The organism is Sphingobacterium arenae, from assembly GCF_014692505.1.
GTDB classification, from domain to species: Bacteria; Bacteroidota; Bacteroidia; order Sphingobacteriales; family Sphingobacteriaceae; genus Sphingobacterium; species Sphingobacterium arenae.
In genome coordinates, this window is record NZ_JACNYK010000009.1 from 73,186 (window position 1) to 89,754 (window position 16,569).

At 40.4% G+C, this 16,569-nt stretch carries 14 protein-coding genes; 5 read left to right on the plus strand and 9 right to left on the minus strand.

Going from position 1 to position 16,569, the window contains the following annotated elements:
• Window positions 1-33: 33 nt before the first annotated feature.
• The 6 genes from H8B17_RS20075 to H8B17_RS20100 all read right to left on the minus strand — a co-directional run bounded on the left by H8B17_RS20075 (window position 34) and on the right by H8B17_RS20100 (window position 9,770).
• Window positions 34-1,149 carry a YdcF family protein gene (locus H8B17_RS20075; RefSeq protein WP_190311025.1) on the minus strand — a complete coding sequence of 372 codons (1,116 nt, stop codon included), beginning with the start codon at window positions 1,147-1,149 and terminating at the stop codon, window positions 34-36.
• 361 nt (window positions 1,150-1,510) lie between these two features.
• Entirely contained in the window at window positions 1,511-3,025 is a 1,515-nt protein-coding gene (locus tag H8B17_RS20080; RefSeq protein ID WP_190311026.1) for a PKD domain-containing protein, read from the minus strand.
• A gap of 42 nt (window positions 3,026-3,067) precedes the next feature.
• Window positions 3,068-4,828 (minus strand): RagB/SusD family nutrient uptake outer membrane protein, encoded by a 1,761-nt coding sequence (locus H8B17_RS20085; RefSeq protein ID WP_190311027.1) that lies wholly within the window; start codon window positions 4,826-4,828, stop codon window positions 3,068-3,070.
• 12 nt (window positions 4,829-4,840) lie between these two features.
• Window positions 4,841-8,086, minus strand: a complete 3,246-nt coding sequence (locus H8B17_RS20090; protein ID WP_190311028.1) for a SusC/RagA family TonB-linked outer membrane protein — start codon at window positions 8,084-8,086, stop codon at window positions 4,841-4,843.
• A 67-nt stretch (window positions 8,087-8,153) separates the two neighbouring features.
• Window positions 8,154-8,978 carry an endonuclease/exonuclease/phosphatase family protein gene (locus H8B17_RS20095; RefSeq protein ID WP_190311029.1) on the minus strand — a complete coding sequence of 275 codons (825 nt, stop codon included), beginning with the start codon at window positions 8,976-8,978 and terminating at the stop codon, window positions 8,154-8,156.
• Between the two features lie 12 nt (window positions 8,979-8,990).
• Window positions 8,991-9,770, minus strand: coding sequence for an SGNH/GDSL hydrolase family protein (locus H8B17_RS20100; RefSeq protein WP_190311030.1), 780 nt, complete (start codon window positions 9,768-9,770; stop codon window positions 8,991-8,993).
• Window positions 9,771-10,049: 279 nt separating this feature from the next.
• On the opposite strand from H8B17_RS20100, the gene H8B17_RS20105 reads away from it, so the two are divergent.
• On the plus strand, window positions 10,050-10,799 hold the full coding sequence (locus H8B17_RS20105; RefSeq protein WP_190311031.1) for a DeoR/GlpR family DNA-binding transcription regulator: 750 nt from the start codon (window positions 10,050-10,052) through the stop codon (window positions 10,797-10,799).
• Window positions 10,800-10,829: 30 nt separating this feature from the next.
• Here H8B17_RS20105 and H8B17_RS20110 read toward each other — a convergent pair whose 3' ends face one another.
• The gene (locus H8B17_RS20110) at window positions 10,830-12,320 is read right to left on the minus strand and encodes a succinate CoA transferase (protein ID WP_190311032.1); all 1,491 of its coding nucleotides are present in this window, start codon (window positions 12,318-12,320) and stop codon (window positions 10,830-10,832) included.
• 128 nt (window positions 12,321-12,448) lie between these two features.
• Between H8B17_RS20110 and H8B17_RS20115 the strand changes: the two genes are divergently transcribed.
• Window positions 12,449-13,264, plus strand: a complete 816-nt coding sequence (locus tag H8B17_RS20115) for a helix-turn-helix transcriptional regulator (RefSeq protein ID WP_190311033.1) — start codon at window positions 12,449-12,451, stop codon at window positions 13,262-13,264.
• 15 nt (window positions 13,265-13,279) lie between these two features.
• Entirely contained in the window at window positions 13,280-14,137 is an 858-nt protein-coding gene (locus tag H8B17_RS20120; protein WP_190311034.1) for a 3-keto-disaccharide hydrolase, read from the plus strand.
• 80 nt (window positions 14,138-14,217) lie between these two features.
• Here the strand turns inward: H8B17_RS20120 and rpsT are convergent, their stop codons facing one another.
• A complete protein-coding gene (gene rpsT / locus H8B17_RS20125; protein WP_190311041.1) occupies window positions 14,218-14,472 on the minus strand; it encodes a 30S ribosomal protein S20 in 255 nt (84 codons plus the stop codon).
• A 137-nt stretch (window positions 14,473-14,609) separates the two neighbouring features.
• Here rpsT and H8B17_RS20130 point away from each other — a divergent pair, with 137 nt between their 5' ends.
• Window positions 14,610-15,143 (plus strand): RNA methyltransferase, encoded by a 534-nt coding sequence (locus tag H8B17_RS20130; protein WP_190311035.1) that lies wholly within the window; start codon window positions 14,610-14,612, stop codon window positions 15,141-15,143.
• 133 nt (window positions 15,144-15,276) lie between these two features.
• A complete protein-coding gene (sucD, locus tag H8B17_RS20135; RefSeq protein ID WP_190311036.1) occupies window positions 15,277-16,149 on the plus strand; it encodes a succinate--CoA ligase subunit alpha in 873 nt (290 codons plus the stop codon).
• 231 nt (window positions 16,150-16,380) lie between these two features.
• Here the strand turns inward: sucD and H8B17_RS20725 are convergent.
• A partial coding sequence (locus H8B17_RS20725) for a hypothetical protein (protein ID WP_223816707.1) occupies window positions 16,381-16,569 on the minus strand: 189 nt, incomplete at its 5' end.

Below are 16,569 nucleotides of genomic sequence, written 5' to 3' on the forward strand. Positions count from 1 at the left end.
ATGTTGGTGTTTATGTTTAATGTTTAATAGTTGTTATGGATCTAAAACATCTTCCAGATTGATTTGGAGCGCCTGTGTAGAAGGAGTAAATTCTACTTCATTTTCATTTAGGACGTTTACATTTTTATAGGGCACATAACCTAGTTCCCGAATACATCTAGATGCCAGATTTTTTATCATATTTACTTGTGCAGCATCTGTTACAACTAAACCAGGCAATGTATCGGGTATATCAAATCGATACAACAGCCGAGTCGCGTTTCTGATATTGGTTGTCGTGTGCCTTGCATGTGGTTCAATAATTACCGCTTCCTTCGGAATATCTAACTCCTCTATTAAGTATCTTCTCATTTCCACCGCTTCGCTAAAAGGTGTCCTGAATGGATATACATGCCCCCCTGAAACGATAATAAGTGGGGCCAACCCGCTTTTAAATCTTTCCGCAGCCATTTTGCACCTTGTAATACCTTTTTCATGTATTCTTACTCCTTCTTTTTCCGGCCCAAATCCCGGCACCAGTAATACGCTATATTTGTATAAACTCCAATCTATATTTTTAACGGCCATAAAAGCTTCACTATTGTAACCCGCTGTTAGCGGTTCATATCTTGCAACTTCATCTCTACCATTAATATTAAGGATAGCAGGCGCTATTTTTAAAGAAAGTTCAAAAAAAGAAAGTGATGATCTATCTTTAAATGGTGTGGTGACCGCTGTCATTATCGAATCAACCCGTTGAACAAATCGAGGATCGTCTTGCTTACAACTGATAGAATCTATAGCGGCATATCGCTTAGGTGGATTTCCTCCTAAATAAATACGAAATATTCTATTGATACCTTGGGCGTTGTATTCCCAAACAGTACGGATAAATGCGGTATCGTTCAGATCATGGAATAAATTATAATGTCTCGACTCTTTTAGATTTTTGATTATAGATTGTCTTTTCTCATTTTTTTCTAATATGCTAATAAGCGCCGTGCCTGCTTTCTCAATTTCTCTATCAGTCCAACATAGTGCTTCCGCATAACATCTTCCGCTATTACAGCGTTGTTGGGAAGAGGTCGTGCGCGTAATTTGCTCTGTATAAATCTCTTTCAATAATTCATTTTCTTCTATTAACTGTTTTATTTTTGTTTCTGAATTCAAAACTTCGAAAAAATAAAACAGTTTGTTCCTCATTACAGAATCGGGCGACACTTCTGTGTTTTTCGATGTGTCCGAGGAAGCTGCTCGTGTATATGTCGTTACTCCAAAAAAAGCAAGAAACAGAAAAACTCGACTAAAGCTACACCGCAGAATCATTGTTTTCATTATGTTCATCCTATCTTCTCTACACTAATTTGTTATTAAGGCTTTGTATATTCTAATTCTGCAAACACAGCGCAATGATCTGATGCATCTGCTCTACAAATACGCTTAACCGAGCGCACTTTCCAAGTTTCTGATTTTGGATACATGATAAAATCGATCAGAGCGGGAAGGAGAATCAATCAACTTAATAAACTATCTATTTTGCCAAGCCAGTATGCTTTCTATTTTGTCCCTTCATGGGCCATGGTGAGTTTGCAGGACCACCACCTTCTACCGTAATCTTACATAATTTAATTTTGTTGTTATCTGCTACTTCTACATAAACGTTTCCATTGTCACCTATTACAGGCGAATGGACTAAAGCAGCTGCTCCCCCCACGGTAATCTGTTTCTCTAACTCTCCTTCCGCATTAACAATCAAAAATTTCCCTTCATTATTACCAAAATATATATTCCCGTTTTTATCGACTGCTGGCACACATTCCTCTACCCATGTTGGATAAGTCCATTTTTCCGCCCCAGTAGTTGGATTCAAAGCTTTTAAACCTCCTTTTGTACCAACATATAAATCTCCATTAGGACCAATGACGACTCCTGAACTATTGGGGCTTAATAGATCTCCCGCTTTCCACTTCAACGTTCCCGTGGTACCATTATCCGTTACTGCAATGACTTCTTTATCATTTGTTGCATAGATTGTCCCATCAGCGCTAACGGACACAGAAGTTCCCAGGCCGACTTCTGCTTTTACCGGTGCAGCCCATTTTATGGTACCATCAGCTGTGCGATAGGCCGACAACGTCCCCAATCCACTATTATAAAAATAAACCGTACTGCCATCTTTGCTGATAGCGGGAGAGGAGTATGTTGCCCCAATTCCTGTCGCTGCTAGAACAGACCATCTTTCTTTTCCACTACTGTCGAAAGAAAAGATACCGCCAGCGGTTGCCGTAATTCTGGAAGCGACATAAATATTTCCTGCGTTATCAATAGCTGCGGTAGAATTGGATGATCCTGCGTTGTTCGTTGGCTGATCCCACAACATGTTACCATTTGCCGTATTTATTTTTGCTATGCTATTCACATGCCACTTCGTTTGGTATATATTTCCGTCTCCTCCCATGGAGGGAGCTGCGCGTAATCCTACTCCCGGAGCCCATTCCCATTTCACCTCTGCATTATTTCCCGCATCCGTTACTGCTACTAGTCTAGACGCTGCAGATGACACACCACCTACGATATAATAAACGGTACCATCATCGCCAATTAATGGTCTTGTTGCATCGTTCATATTATCAATTGTCGTCGTATTCTCAAGTGTCCATGCCAATTCAGCCGGGAACTCGAATGTCGGATCGGCCTGGACGACAACGGTTTTCTTTACCGTCGCCTTTTTCCCTGCAGCATCCATTCCCTCCAACTGTACCTCAAAAGATCCTTCTTGATTGTATGTAAACGAAGGATCTTTTTCCGTTGATGTCGCCCCTGTGGAATTGCCGAAAGACCATTTCCATGATTCTATATTGCTAGACCCCTGATTCACATTAGCCGTAAATTTTATCGAGGTACTTGCTGTCGGAGTTTCTGGCGCGTAGGAAAAGTCAATGGATGGTTCCCCTTCATTTCCACCCCCGCCGTCGTTGTCTTTTGAACAGGAACCAAATGCCAGTACCAGCACGATCCCCATAATAAATAATTTTACATATTTCATCTTCCATTCATTTTTAAATTATAATATATTAGTTAATTGTTATCAGTCTCGCTCGACATCATCCCACTCTGGGTTCTGGTCAAGCTGGTTGTTCAAAAGCAATTCATTTATCGGCAACGGATATAGATAATCTTTTTCCTCGACGAATTTTTTCACGATATTCGGATGAACAATAATATTACCTTTGTTACCCTCGCTCAACGCCCTATCCGATCCCAAAATAAAGTACTGTACTCCAGAAACAGGTGAAGACGGTCTGGTATCTACAATACCGATATCATCGGTGCCGTCTCCATCCAGATCAAATGTCCCTTTACCCGGAAAATAGGCTCCATAAAAAGTTTTCTCTAATAAACGCCCTTGCTTCCAGCGCATCAAGTCATAGTATCTAAACCCTTCCATAGCCAGCTCTATCCGTCTTTCTCTTCTCACTTCCAATATCAGCGGATTAGAAACATTATTGTATAAATCGGCTATTTGCGGGTCAGTAATAACGGCATCGACGATTAATCTCGGCATCCCCACTCTATCCCTGAGGAAATTAATAGACTTGTTTGCCTCTGGTTGTGTCAACTTCCCAAGTTCCGCCATAGCTTCTGCATAATTTAGAAGCACTTCTGCATATCGAAAGATGGGCAAAGGTGTGTAGCTTGCTGTACCCCTATCAACGCTGCTCACAAATTTTATATTCTGATATCCCGTAAGTGCGTTTGCGTAATCCGGTTTCAGTGGAGCGGAACTAGCAGGGGCATCAATACGTCTGTATCCGGGTGTGCGTATGGTTTGGGCCAATCGCGGATCACGATTTTTCACTTCTTCCCAGAAAGGCAACTCATCATAATTTGGCAACGAAGAAAATGGCTTTCCGTTGGTCAATAAATAAGAATCTATTAACGATTTCGTTAAGCCGGGATTACCCCTTGTAGCAGACGTAAAAATATCGTTGGTAGGGTGTGACATATTCACGTCAAGACCGTAAAGTCTTGTCAATATATATTCGTCCGAATTGGGTGTTTCCGAAGCAAAGAGATTAAGATAAACAGTATTTGGATTTCCTTGCGCTAATTTATACGGGCTTGTCCTGATGAATAAGTCCGCGGCATTCGCTGCTTCTTGTAGGAGTGCATCAGCAGAAGACTGCAATCCAAGATTAGTATGATATTTTCTAAACGTTCCTTCAAAAAGACAGACCCTCGATTTTAAAGCTAATGCTGCCCAATTATTAATGCGACCGGGTGTTTTCGCCGACCGGATGTTGTTGATAGCAAAATTAAGGTCAGCTTTGATAGAATCGATGATCAATGTCCGTGAATCCCGGGCCTTAAATAATTCGGGATCACCCACATTCAGGGAACGCCCATACCACGGCACGTCGCCAAAACGTTTTACCTTTTCAAAGTAAAAATAGGCTCTAAAAAATCTCGCTATACCGCCGTAATGACTTCTCGCCTCTTCGGATATAGAAGGCTTGTCATAATGTTCCAGAAAATAATTGATGTTATATAACGGTGTCCAAGTCCAACCCGCAGAAGCGGCGTCACTAGGCACTCTTCTTAACCCGGCCACCAGTTCGTCTAGGCCAGAAACATTTACGTTGTCGCTGGAAAAATCATCTGTGGGAATGTTGTTTCCTGGCAGATATGTATAGAAGCTGTTGGTATATAATTCTAAATCACTTTCGCTATTAAAAAACACTTGCGGGCTGATCTCGCTTTGTGGATAACGTTCTAAAAAATTAGAATCGCAGGAAGCGAGTACAACGCTACCGACAAGTAAAAGTATAAATTTCTGTATCTTCTTCATGATAGGCAATTTTTAAAAGTTAATTTCTAGACCGAATGTGAAAGTACGCATCATAGGATATACAAACCCTTGACCGTTCGTTCTGCCTCCCTCCTCATCATCATTGATTCCTTCAGGATCAAACGCTCTCGAAAGCTTGGTCCACTCGTAGAGATTCTCCCCCGAAAAAAATACTCTTACGCCCTGCATCTTTGCCTTGGATACCACAGATTGCGGCAAAGAATACCCTATAGTAACATTCTTTAACCTCAGATACGAAGCGTCTTGTAGATATCTGGTTTGGGTAGCTCCCAGCGAGCGATCATTGGATAATGCTTCATAGGCCCTCAGTCTCGGAAAATAGGCGTCTGGATTTTCGGGTGTCCAATAATTACCAGCAATATGTTCATATACAGGCTGGTTCCACCGATTATAAAAACCCCAGAATACCGCTGATTCTGGACCAGGATAGAACTGGCGTTTTCCTATCCCTTGCAGGAAGACATCCAATGAAAAATTATACCAATTAAAACCTGCATTTACACCATAAGCATATCTAGGCGTGGTATTTCCTATGATCTGTAGATCTCCCGGATCATCAACTGTATTGCTTCCAAAATCTACGCGACCACTTCCATCGGTATCTTCAAACTTTATATCCCCTGCCAAAGGCATACCGGTAAACAGACGCAGTCTGGACTGATCGGCATGAGATGCTGATTCAGCATCTGTTTGAAAGAAACCTAAAGTTTTGTATCCCCAAATTTCACCAACTTCCATTCCTTCGTAATACGTATCTGTCAACAATTTATTGGGATTATTGAATCTTGTAATATGAGATCGGTTATCAGACAACACCACGGATAAATTATAGGAAAAGGGCTTATCTAACAACTGAAACCTATCGTTCCACTTTAACGAAAGTTCCCATCCTTTTGTTCTCAGGTCGGCGGCATTTTCTCGAGGCTCTGTTGCACCAAGCACAGCGGGCTGTTGCTGGCCCTTTGTTAACATGTCTTTTGTATCACGTATGTAATAATCGAATCCGACGTCCAATCTATTATTCATCATACTGAAATCAAACCCGCCATTAAGTGTAGTCGATGTTTCCCATGTCAGATTGAAAGGGATAAGGGCTGGAGCACTCACAGCTAAAGGTCTTTGCCCTCCCACTTCCAATAGTCGTGATAGCGTATAAGGGTCTAACGAACTGATATAAGCATAACTATTTTTGAGTTGATTCCCCTCCAGAGCCTGGTTGCCCAGCGATCCATAAGATCCCCGAATTTTCAGGCTATTGACGACAGGGGAAATTGAACTAAAAAAGTCTTCATTGGAAACTACCCAGCCAGCGGAAACAGAAGGAAAGAAACCGAATCTTGTTTTTCTATCAAAACGGGAAGTACCGTCGTAACGACCATTAAACTCTACCAGGTATTTACTTTTATAATCGTAGTTTAATCTTGTAAAATAACCCTGCAACGCCCATTCTGCCTTTCCCGCACCTAATGTAGGAATACCGTTGGTGAGGTTCAGCGATCCAAGATCTCTGGTAATATTACCATCTCTGCGAGCAAAGAAATTATCGATTTGATACAATTCTTGGTTGTAGCCAATTAATCCTTTAAAATTATGATCGTTGAACTGTTGTTCAAATTCTGCAAATAGATTAATAATGTGGTGTTTATTCTCACCGAAAGACGAGCGATAATAATCGGGGCCATTAAATGTAGTGATGTTATTATTGCGATCTTCATAAGTTTGGCGAAAATTCTGTATATCGTTTCTGTCCTGCGTAACGAAATAAGTATAATCTCCATTAACTTTCAGTCTATTATCTAAGAAATTTGTACGAAAACCTAACGTGTTCTTTAATAATTGTCGCTTCTCGATCGTTCGTCCAGCGTCAGTCATTTGGCCAAAAGTTGACATCCCGGCAAGGGTATAATTGCCATTTGCAGTTCTGATCGCTTCATACGGATTGGCGTACAGAGAAAGATATCTGTAAACACTGTAGCCTCCATCAGTTACGTATCTATTCGGCGTATCATACACCCCTTGATTAAGTTCTGTATTATTAAAAACGTTAATCCAGTTTGCCAGTTGTTTATCCAATTTGAATCGTAAACTGTATTTTTTCAGATTGTCCGTCTCCACACGATAAATACCATCTCTTTTTTCGTGTCCAACAGAAAGAAAATAATTGGTATTGTCATTCGCGCCAGAAATGCTGAGATAATTTTTCGAAAACGGCATATTGTCGTTATAGAACTCTCCATACCAATCGGTTGAAGCTCCTCTTATAAAATTCCCTGAAGCATCTATTCCTAATTCGGGCAACGATGGATCGGCTTCTCTTTGCTCAAGATAATCAATTACCGCATTCAATCCAGGCGCATCCGTTCCAGCATATCCTCTATAGGCGTCATTTTGTATACGGGCATGTTCCAGCGAATTCAATAGCACACGTGGTATACGTATTGGCGAACCTGTACCGAAATTGTTTGTATATCTTATTTGTGGCCTGCCTTCCTTACCTTTTTTCGTCGTGACGAGCACTACCCCGAAGGCAGCCCTAGCGCCGTATATAGCGGCAGAGGAAGCATCTTTCAGAACGGTAACGCTTTCCACGTCTTCAGGGTTAAGCTGGTTGATTTCTCCTGGTGTTCCATCAATCAATATAAGTGGTGAACCGCCGTTGATCGAAGTGAATCCACGAAGGTTGAAGTTCCCTCCCCGGTTTAGCTGACCATCCCCAAAGCTAATGTTCAAGTTGGGGATTGCGCCTTGTAATCCTTGTGCAAGATTAACAATTGGCCTGTTCTGAAAAACTTCCGCACCGACCTGGTTTACTGCGCCCGTGACTTTTTCCTTGCTCTGGGTTCCATACCCCACAACAATCACTTCCTCAACTCTTCGTTCGTCAGAAGCTAATGTAATATCTATTTTCGACCGTCCGCTTATCTGTATTTCCGATGTCTGATACCCGATGGAACTGACCATTAAGATTTCTGCTCGGTTCGGAATTTCCAAATCGTACAAACCATCTGCGTTTGTAGCCGTCGCGAGGGATAGTCCTTTCGCTTCCACTTTAGCGCCTGCTAAAGGTTCGCCCGTAGTAGCATCTGTGACTCGACCAGTGATTATTCTATTTTGTCTATTTGTAAACGGGTCGGTGTCGGAAGCCCAGCTTAATGATTGGCTAAAAAGGATGAGTGCTACAGCAACAAAATATTTGTTGAAGAGCTTCATTCTGAAATCGTGTGTTGCTATTTTCATTTGCTTAGGGTTAGTTTTTTCATTTTTAATTATTATTTAGGATTTACTGTCTGAAACCGTATCATATTTATTCATTTATTTTTATCTCTGTTACGATAGGGAAATGGTCTGAAGCAAGCGTTTTAATGACATTGCTATTTACAAATTCAACATCTCCACTCCCTATAATATAATCTATCCTTATTGTCGGGTTATTGGATTTAAACGTAAACGCATCTGGTTGCTTCTCAAAAGCGTCGATCATTCCATTTTTTATATATCTTACGGAAGGATTATCTGGTACAGCATTGAAATCCCCCATTAATATTTTTGTCCCTTCTCTTTCTGCCATCCATTGCTTTAGCTGTACAGATTGTGATTGAAGACTTGCAGGATCCGTATCTAAATGCGTTACGTAAAACAAAATGGGCTTATCTTTCACGACGATCTTGGTCTCTAACAATCCATGATAATGTTTGGAGTATGCGTCAAATATTCTGGTATCCAAAAATTCTATAGGTTGCTTGCTTAAAATAGCATGACCAAATTCTCGAGGCTTATTTCCAGACGCAGGAATCGCCGATTTCCATGTTGTCTTCTGAAATTGATAGTTCATCTCCAAGGCATCTGCAATAATTTGGAGTTGATCTTCATAATTACTCCGGGGATCGTAATTTCTGTCAATTTCATTAAGAGCGATAACATCCGCATGGAGACCTTTCAATACTTCGGCTATCCTCTGTGGGCTTAATACACCATCGGTACCTGTACACCAATGCGTATTATACACCGCTATACGAATGACATTTTCTTCTTCATCTGGCTCTGGCAGTGACTCTGCAGTTCCCTTTCCGCATGCAACCGCTATGAACAACAGTAGCATAAATAAAACTGAACGGTTAGCTATCATCATAATTTATCGTTTTTAGTATTTATTTTCTATTATTTTTACAATCTCTATAACTAGGTTCTCCGCTATCATCTGATGCCCATCATCATCTGGATGGACGCCGTCAGTCAGTAAGCTCTCATAGCGTTTACCATTCTTGTTGTATTCTAAAAACAACTTATTATTATCTGCCAAACCTACCTGATACTCTACAGCCAATGATCGAACCACCTCTGCATATTTTGAAAGTCTGATATTTTGAAAAGAGGGCCGTTGCAGCCGGGCAATTGGACTCGGGGTCACTAAAATTATTTTTGATTTTGTTTTTTGCAGTTCCGTGATCATATATATCAAGTTGCTTCGATAATCCTCTAGTGGGATACGTGACTTTCCATCAAGTCGATTACTGTCTATATAGGCATCATTATGACCGAACCCAATAATGACAAGATTGGGTTTATGATTGAGCACGTCTGGTATAAAACGATCTAACCCGTGCTTTACCTGTATCCTGTCGTTGTCCATTAGTCTGCCCGAATGGCTGCCACCCATTCCTGAATTGATAACAACAGCATTTATTCCTCTATTTTTCAGCAATGCTGGCAAACGCTGTGCAAAAACTTGCTGTACATTAGAACGAACTGCCGTTATAGAATTCCCAAACGCAACAATCTTTAAAACAGCAGTATCATTCTCAAATCCCCCCTTTTTCTGTCCAGATAGCGAACTCTCCACAACCTCTCCTTTTGCTCCGCGCAGTGGTATGATTATTACGGCTATAAGAACAAACAAAATATACAATCCAGTCTTCTTCATAATTTTACTGTATGAGGGCTATCATTTTTTTAATGCGCCCCTATTCTCTACTTCGAACAGAAACACATTAAGTTTATTTGCGTTTTTCAAAACAAATATAAACGCATAAAAACGTATTTCAAAATAATTTCACAGTATTTAATATAATATTAATCGAATATTAACATAAAAACAACTATAAATGCGCTTTTAAGCGTATTTTAAACATGCGATAAACGCAATATGAATATCCGCACAAAACCTTACCTTTGACAAACACGACCAAAAAGTAATTGAACGATGTTAAAAGAGGAACGCTTAAAAATAATCCTGCGCGAAATCAACCTACACAACAAGGTGCTATCCACCGATCTTAGTGAGCTGTTGCAAGTTTCCGAGGACACTGTCCGTCGGGATTTAAAAGAACTCACGGAAGCTGGACTCATCACCAAGGTACACGGCGGTGCAATAAGCAATTCGCTCGTCACCCCTTTTCAACAACAGGAAACAGTTTACGGATCTGAAGCCAAGAAAGTGATTGCAGAAAAGGCTATTTCCCTATTAAAGAAGGATCAGGTTATTTTGATCGAGGGAGGGACAACCATCCAAGCTTTCGCGAAAGTAACCCCAAAAAATCTCAATTTACACTTTTTTACCATAAGCCCGCAAACAGCCATTGCTTTGGCAGAAAATAACGATGCTATCGTGAACACAATCGGAGGGAGGCTACATAAAGATTCATATCTGCACACGGGGGCGGATGTCGTCAATCAGCTAAAAGATATCCGGGCGAATATATGCGTCTTAGGAGCAAATGGCTTTTCCGCCGAACAAGGGCTTAGTGATATCGACTGGGAAATCGTTCAAGCTAAAAAAGCTATGATACAATCGTCAAAAACAACCGTTGTGATGTGTATCAGTGAAAAACTAAATAGCAACAGAAAATTTATTGTTTCATCAATCGAACAAATTGATTACCTCATAACCGAACTACCTGCAGACAGCCCTTTATTAGAACCCTACCGCAAAGTAGGCATAAAAATATTATGAGAACAATTTATTAAGATGAAAGGCGTCAATTTACTTTTTCATTGTACCGGTTTCCGCGAGCCGCAAATGCCAGCTAAAGGCTTCTTCCAATAAATGGGGTGTATGCCCCCCTCTTTCACACGCTCTATCAAAATAGGACTGAAGCTCTTCTCTAAAATCCGGATGAACACAATTATCGATAATTTTTTGGGCGCGCTCCCTTGGGGCGAGTCCACGTAAATCCGCCAAACCGATATCAGTAACCAAAATATCAACGTCATGTTCGGTATGATCTACATGCGACACCATGGGCAGCACATGCGAAATCGTATTATTTTTAGAAGCTGCCTGCGTTACGAAAATACTAAGGTAGGCGTTTCTCGCAAAATCACCTGAACCACCAATACCATTCATGATTTTTGATCCTCCAATATGTGTAGAGTTGACATTTCCATAAATATCGAATTCAATGGCTGTATTGATAGCAATAACTCCCAGCCGGCGAATCAAGCCCGGTGTATTGGAAATATTCTGGGGGCGAAGTACAATTTTATCCCGATATCGCTGCAAATTACCGAACACCCTTTCATAACAATCTTCAGAAACGGTGATAGACGATGCAGACGCGAAAGACAGTTTTCCAGCATCTATCAAATCAAACGTACTATCCTGCAATACTTCGGAAAACATGGTTAAGTCATAAAAATTACTATTTTTAAACCCCATCAATACGGCATTCGCTACTTTTCCAATTCCCGCCTGCAACGGCTGGAGACGATCAGTTAAATGCCCCAATTGCACCTCATTCTCAAAGAAATTTAAGATGTGGGCAGCTATCGCTGTTGTTTTTGCATCCGGTTCGGCAATGTCTGCCGGACTATCTTTTTTATCTGTAAAAACGATTCCAACAATCTTATCCGGATTAACAGAAATAGTCTTGCGCCCGATCTTATTCCATGGAGCAACAATCGGTATTACATTTCGATACGGGTAGTTCTCCGGTTTATAAATGTCGTGAAGCCCATAAACATCCATCGGAAGAGCCGTATTAATCTCAATAATAATTTTTTCCGCAAGCTCAGCAAAGGTCGCGGAATTCCCCACAGACGTAGTGGGCACCAAACTACCGTCTCGATCAATGTACGTCACTTCAATAACAGCAATATCAACAGACGGAAGGTTCTTATTATGCAACAATTCTGCACTCTCACTGAGATGCTGATCTATAAACAGTACTTCGCCTGCATTAATCTTATTTCGCAATGTACGATCTACCTGAAAAGGCATCCGTTTTTTTAACGCTCCCGCAGAGGCAAGTTTTCCATCCGTATCATGCCCTAATGACGCGCCCGTCATTAATGTGATTTTTATATCTTCATTTTTCGCACGTTCCGCCAGAGCCTCTAGCACAACTTTACTGTCTCCCGCTTTCGTAAAGCCACTGGCCCCCACCACCATATCGTTCTGAAAAAAACTAACCGCTTCTTGCACGGTCATCACTTTATCTCTTAACCTCTCTAATTTTATTCTTTCCGTAGTCATATAAATATGCTATTACCCCTTTAAAATAATGTAAGATAAACAATAATAAGCATTTTTATGTATGTCTTCTACTTTTTTGGTTATGTCACCAAAAAAGTAGAAATTTATGCCTTTTACCCCACAAAACAATGGATAGAACCCTTTATGTAGACAAATATTATATGACGGAAGTCGACACTTTTGATAAGAGTATCTATTGTCACCACGCTCTTATGGGCGAAAGCTTCATCTCTGAACACAGCCACACGAAAGGTCAATTTCTCTATACAGAGGGTGGAATCGTATTTTTAAAAACCGTCGAAAAGTCTTACTTTCTTCCAGCACGTCATTATATATGGATTCCAGGCGGGGTACGCCACAGCATCTACCCTAGCAGTCCAGAAGTTGTTATGCGAAATTTATATTTCCCCAAATTCGATACGGACACTGATTTTTTTGATAAAGTGAATATATATCCTGTTAATGACTTTTTAATCGAGTTTATTATGTTTACTAATCGCTGGACGGGTAATATATTTCCTACGGAGGAACCTAAATTCTCCATCGCGAAAGCCTTTAAGTTAATTCTTCCGGAAATATCACAAGCAGAATTACCTTTGGCACTCCCGTATCCAAAACATGAAAAGCTCAAAGTGATCGTCAATTATTTAGAACAACGGATAGAAGAGAATGTCAGCTTCAAAAATTTAGCGCATAAATTTGAGGTCAGCGAGCGAACGTTGGCGCGTCTCTTTCAAAGAGAACTAAACATGAGCTTTATTCAATATTACACCATTCTTCGAATGCTCACAGCATTAAAACTATTACTAGACGAAAAAGTAAGCGTAAACGAAGTTGCGATGCGTGTAGGCTACAGTAGTTTACCTACCTTTAGCAACACATTCAATAAAGTTATTGGAGTGAGACCTAGCGAATACATTAAACATAAAAATTTATTATTATAACTTTAAACCAGTCGCATGAAAATCAAATTATTTTTTTTATCGGTACTAACAACCGGAACCATTTTATCCGCTTGCTCTTCGGCAGGAAGTAAAACAGCAACATCAAACAATGATACACCTCAACCTATTCAACTTTTTAACGGCAATGATATCAACGACTGGACGCCCAAAATCCGACTACACGAAGTAGGAGAGAACTATGCCAACACCTTTCGTGTAGAAGACGGTTTATTGAAAGTTCGCTATGACGGATACGACGAGTTCAACCAACAATATGGTCACCTCGCCTACAACACCCCTTATAGCTATTACCTTCTTCGTGTTGAGTACCGGTTCGTGGACGAGCAGGTAAAAGGTGGAGAGGGATGGGCTTGGCGTAACAGCGGAGCTATGCTTCATGGACAGCCCCCCACTACTATGCTGAAAGACCAAGATTTCCCAATTTCTATTGAAGGACAGCTTTTAGGGGGAAATGGGAAGGAAGAACGTACCACATCTAACTTGTGTACGCCGGGAACAAATGTCGTTATCGACGACACCTTATTTACACCTCATTGCACAAGTTCAACTTCAAAAACTTACCACGGGGACGAATGGGTAACGGCTGATTTTTTGGTTTTAGGTGATTCTCTTATTCAACACATTTTAGAAGGAGAAGTAGTACTTGAATATACCAAGCCTCAAATCGGAGGAGGAAACGTAGAACATTATGATCTCGCCCAAAAAGAGGACGGCAAACTCTTAGATCAAGGATTTATCTATCTCCAAAGCGAAAGTCATCCGATCGATTTTCGGAAAGTGGAATTATATGACTTGGCTCCATACAAAGATGATAACGTAAAATTGAAAGCCATCATCCAAAAACTCTTGTAGTCAATTTTCCATAAAAGAAAAACAACAAAAGGGATGTAAATCAATACATCCCTTCTTTATTTCTAATAAACAGCTAATAGTTAGCCTAACTTACTAACTAATTTCGTTAGTTTCGATTTGTTATTAGCAGCCTTATTCTTATGGATAACATTTTTCTTAGCCAAACGATCAAGCATAGAAACAACTCTCGGCAACAACACTTTAGCTTCCTCTGCATCTGTTGTTCCACGTAATTTTTTGATTGCGTTACGAGTAGTCTTTGCCTGGTAACGGTTTCTTAAGCGTTTTGCTGCGTTTGCCCTAATTCTTTTAAGTGCTGATTTATGATTTGCCATTTCTCTAGCTATATTTATATTTTCTTTTATACTAAATTCGGAATGCAAAAATAGCATACTATTTCCAATATTCAAAATGTATTTTAAAAATGTTATGCTATCGTTCTTTTTTCTTCTTTTACTTTTTAATTTCGCCTATGCGAAAATTATCTATGGAAGAATTGAAACGCGTTGATATCAATTCTTTTAAAAATCAAGAAAAACTCCCAATTGTCGTTGTATTAGACAATGTGCGAAGCATGCATAATGTCGGTTCAACATTTCGGACTGCTGATGGATTTGCCATCGAAAAAGTTATTCTATGTGGTATTACGAGCACTCCTCCACATCGTGAAATAGAGAAGACGGCGCTGGGCTCTACACAATCTATTGATTGGGTCTATTATTCTGACACATTCAAAGCCGTTGAGCAATTAAAAAAAGACGGTTATACTGTTCTTGCTATAGAACAAGCAGTCGAAAGTATACCTTTACAGCAGTTTGGAATACAAACAGAAAGTAAGTATGCATTGATATTCGGAAACGAGGTACATGGCGTATCGGATGAAGTTATGCAAATTGTTGATGACTGCATCGAAATTCCGCAATTTGGCACTAAACATTCATTAAACGTCTCTGTTACGATTGGCATCATACTATGGCAGTTTAGCCAAAATTGGAAACTATTATAAGCAAAGCTTACGGTTGTGTAAACGTTTGTATTCAATACCGTTGTAAAAAATTGGCGCGCTGCTGACAATAGTATTTTAAATTTCCAGAAGTCATCGCAAAATGGTAGATTTGCCTTGCAAAAAAATAGAAAAAATGAGTGTATTAGTAAATAAAGATTCAAAGGTAATTGTACAAGGCTTTACCGGAAATGAAGGTACTTATCACGCATCTCAAATGATTGAGTACGGCACGAATGTAGTTGGAGGTGTTACTCCAGGAAAAGGAGGACAATCTCATTTAGATCGTCCAGTGTTCAATACAGTACAAGATGCAGTAGAAGCAACTGGCGCTAACGTTTCAATCATTTTTGTTCCCCCTGCATTCGCTGCCGACGCCATTATGGAAGCAGCACAAGCGGGCATCGAAGTTATTGTTTGTATCACAGAGGGTATCCCGACTAAAGATATGATTCAAGTAAAATCTTACTTGAGTGACAAAAATTCTAGATTAATTGGGCCAAACTGTCCAGGTATTATCACAGCTGAAGAGACTAAAATAGGTATTATGCCTGGTTTTATCTTCAAAAAAGGAAAAGTAGGTGTTGTTTCCAAATCCGGAACATTGACTTACGAAGCAGTAGACCAGACAGTAAAAGCAGGTTTAGGTATCACAACAGCTATTGGAATAGGTGGAGATCCTATCATCGGGACAACGACTAAAGAAGCTGTCGAGTTGTTAATGAATGACCCCGAGACAGCGGGAATTATCATGATCGGCGAAATTGGGGGTGGTATGGAAGCAGAGGCTGCACATTGGATTAAAGAACACGGAACGAAACCCGTAGTCGGCTTTATTGCAGGACAGACAGCGCCTCCAGGACGTCGCATGGGACATGCCGGTGCGATAGTAGGTGGTGCAGACGATACAGCCGCAGCTAAAATGAAGATTATGCGTGAATGTGGTATTCGCGTAGTAGAGTCTCCTGCGGAAATTGGGGTCGCTATTGCAGAAGAATTGGCAAAATAATAATTGTACAAAATCTTTCTAATTATAAAAGCCCGAACGTGAGTCCGGGCTTTCTCTTTTCTATTAGTATTCATTCCGTAATTGAACGTCACCTCTCCAATTTTGTAATGGAGTTGCAATTTCAGTAAAACACAGATTCCTTACCGGTAACGATCTAACTAACCTGAAAAAACCTATCCTTGACAGTTCTCTGGTAAAACAAATCATTTTTGGTAGTATATCGTTTCCTATTCAATAAATTCTGTTGTCGTTAACAACAACATAGGAACAATACCATGATTCTAAGAGAAAGCAAGACTGACCCATAAAAAAAGCCCCTGCATATGCTGCAGGGGCTCTGTATAAAGATCGGCACCGACCTACTCTCCCACCTGTTACGGCAGTACCATCGGCTCTGGCGGGCTTGACTGCTCTGTTCGG

Bases quoted from the DNA above. Each gene is read 5' to 3' on its own strand.
- H8B17_RS20085 (WP_190311027.1), bottom strand. From the start codon at position 4,828: ATGAAGAAGATACAGAAATTTATACTTTTACTTGTCGGTAGCGTTGTA.
- H8B17_RS20110 (WP_190311032.1), bottom strand. From the start codon at position 12,320: ATGACTACGGAAAGAATAAAATTAGAGAGGTTAAGAGATAAAGTGATG.
- H8B17_RS20100 (WP_190311030.1), bottom strand. From the start codon at position 9,770: ATGAAGAAGACTGGATTGTATATTTTGTTTGTTCTTATAGCCGTAATA.
- H8B17_RS20115 (WP_190311033.1), top strand. From the start codon at position 12,449: ATGGATAGAACCCTTTATGTAGACAAATATTATATGACGGAAGTCGAC.
- H8B17_RS20105 (WP_190311031.1), top strand. From the start codon at position 10,050: ATGTTAAAAGAGGAACGCTTAAAAATAATCCTGCGCGAAATCAACCTA.
- sucD (WP_190311036.1), top strand. From the start codon at position 15,277: ATGAGTGTATTAGTAAATAAAGATTCAAAGGTAATTGTACAAGGCTTT.
- H8B17_RS20080 (WP_190311026.1), bottom strand. From the start codon at position 3,025: ATGAAATATGTAAAATTATTTATTATGGGGATCGTGCTGGTACTGGCA.
- H8B17_RS20090 (WP_190311028.1), bottom strand. From the start codon at position 8,086: ATGAAAATAGCAACACACGATTTCAGAATGAAGCTCTTCAACAAATAT.
- H8B17_RS20120 (WP_190311034.1), top strand. From the start codon at position 13,280: ATGAAAATCAAATTATTTTTTTTATCGGTACTAACAACCGGAACCATT.
- H8B17_RS20130 (WP_190311035.1), top strand. From the start codon at position 14,610: ATGCGAAAATTATCTATGGAAGAATTGAAACGCGTTGATATCAATTCT.
- rpsT (WP_190311041.1), bottom strand. From the start codon at position 14,472: ATGGCAAATCATAAATCAGCACTTAAAAGAATTAGGGCAAACGCAGCA.
- H8B17_RS20095 (WP_190311029.1), bottom strand. From the start codon at position 8,978: ATGATGATAGCTAACCGTTCAGTTTTATTTATGCTACTGTTGTTCATA.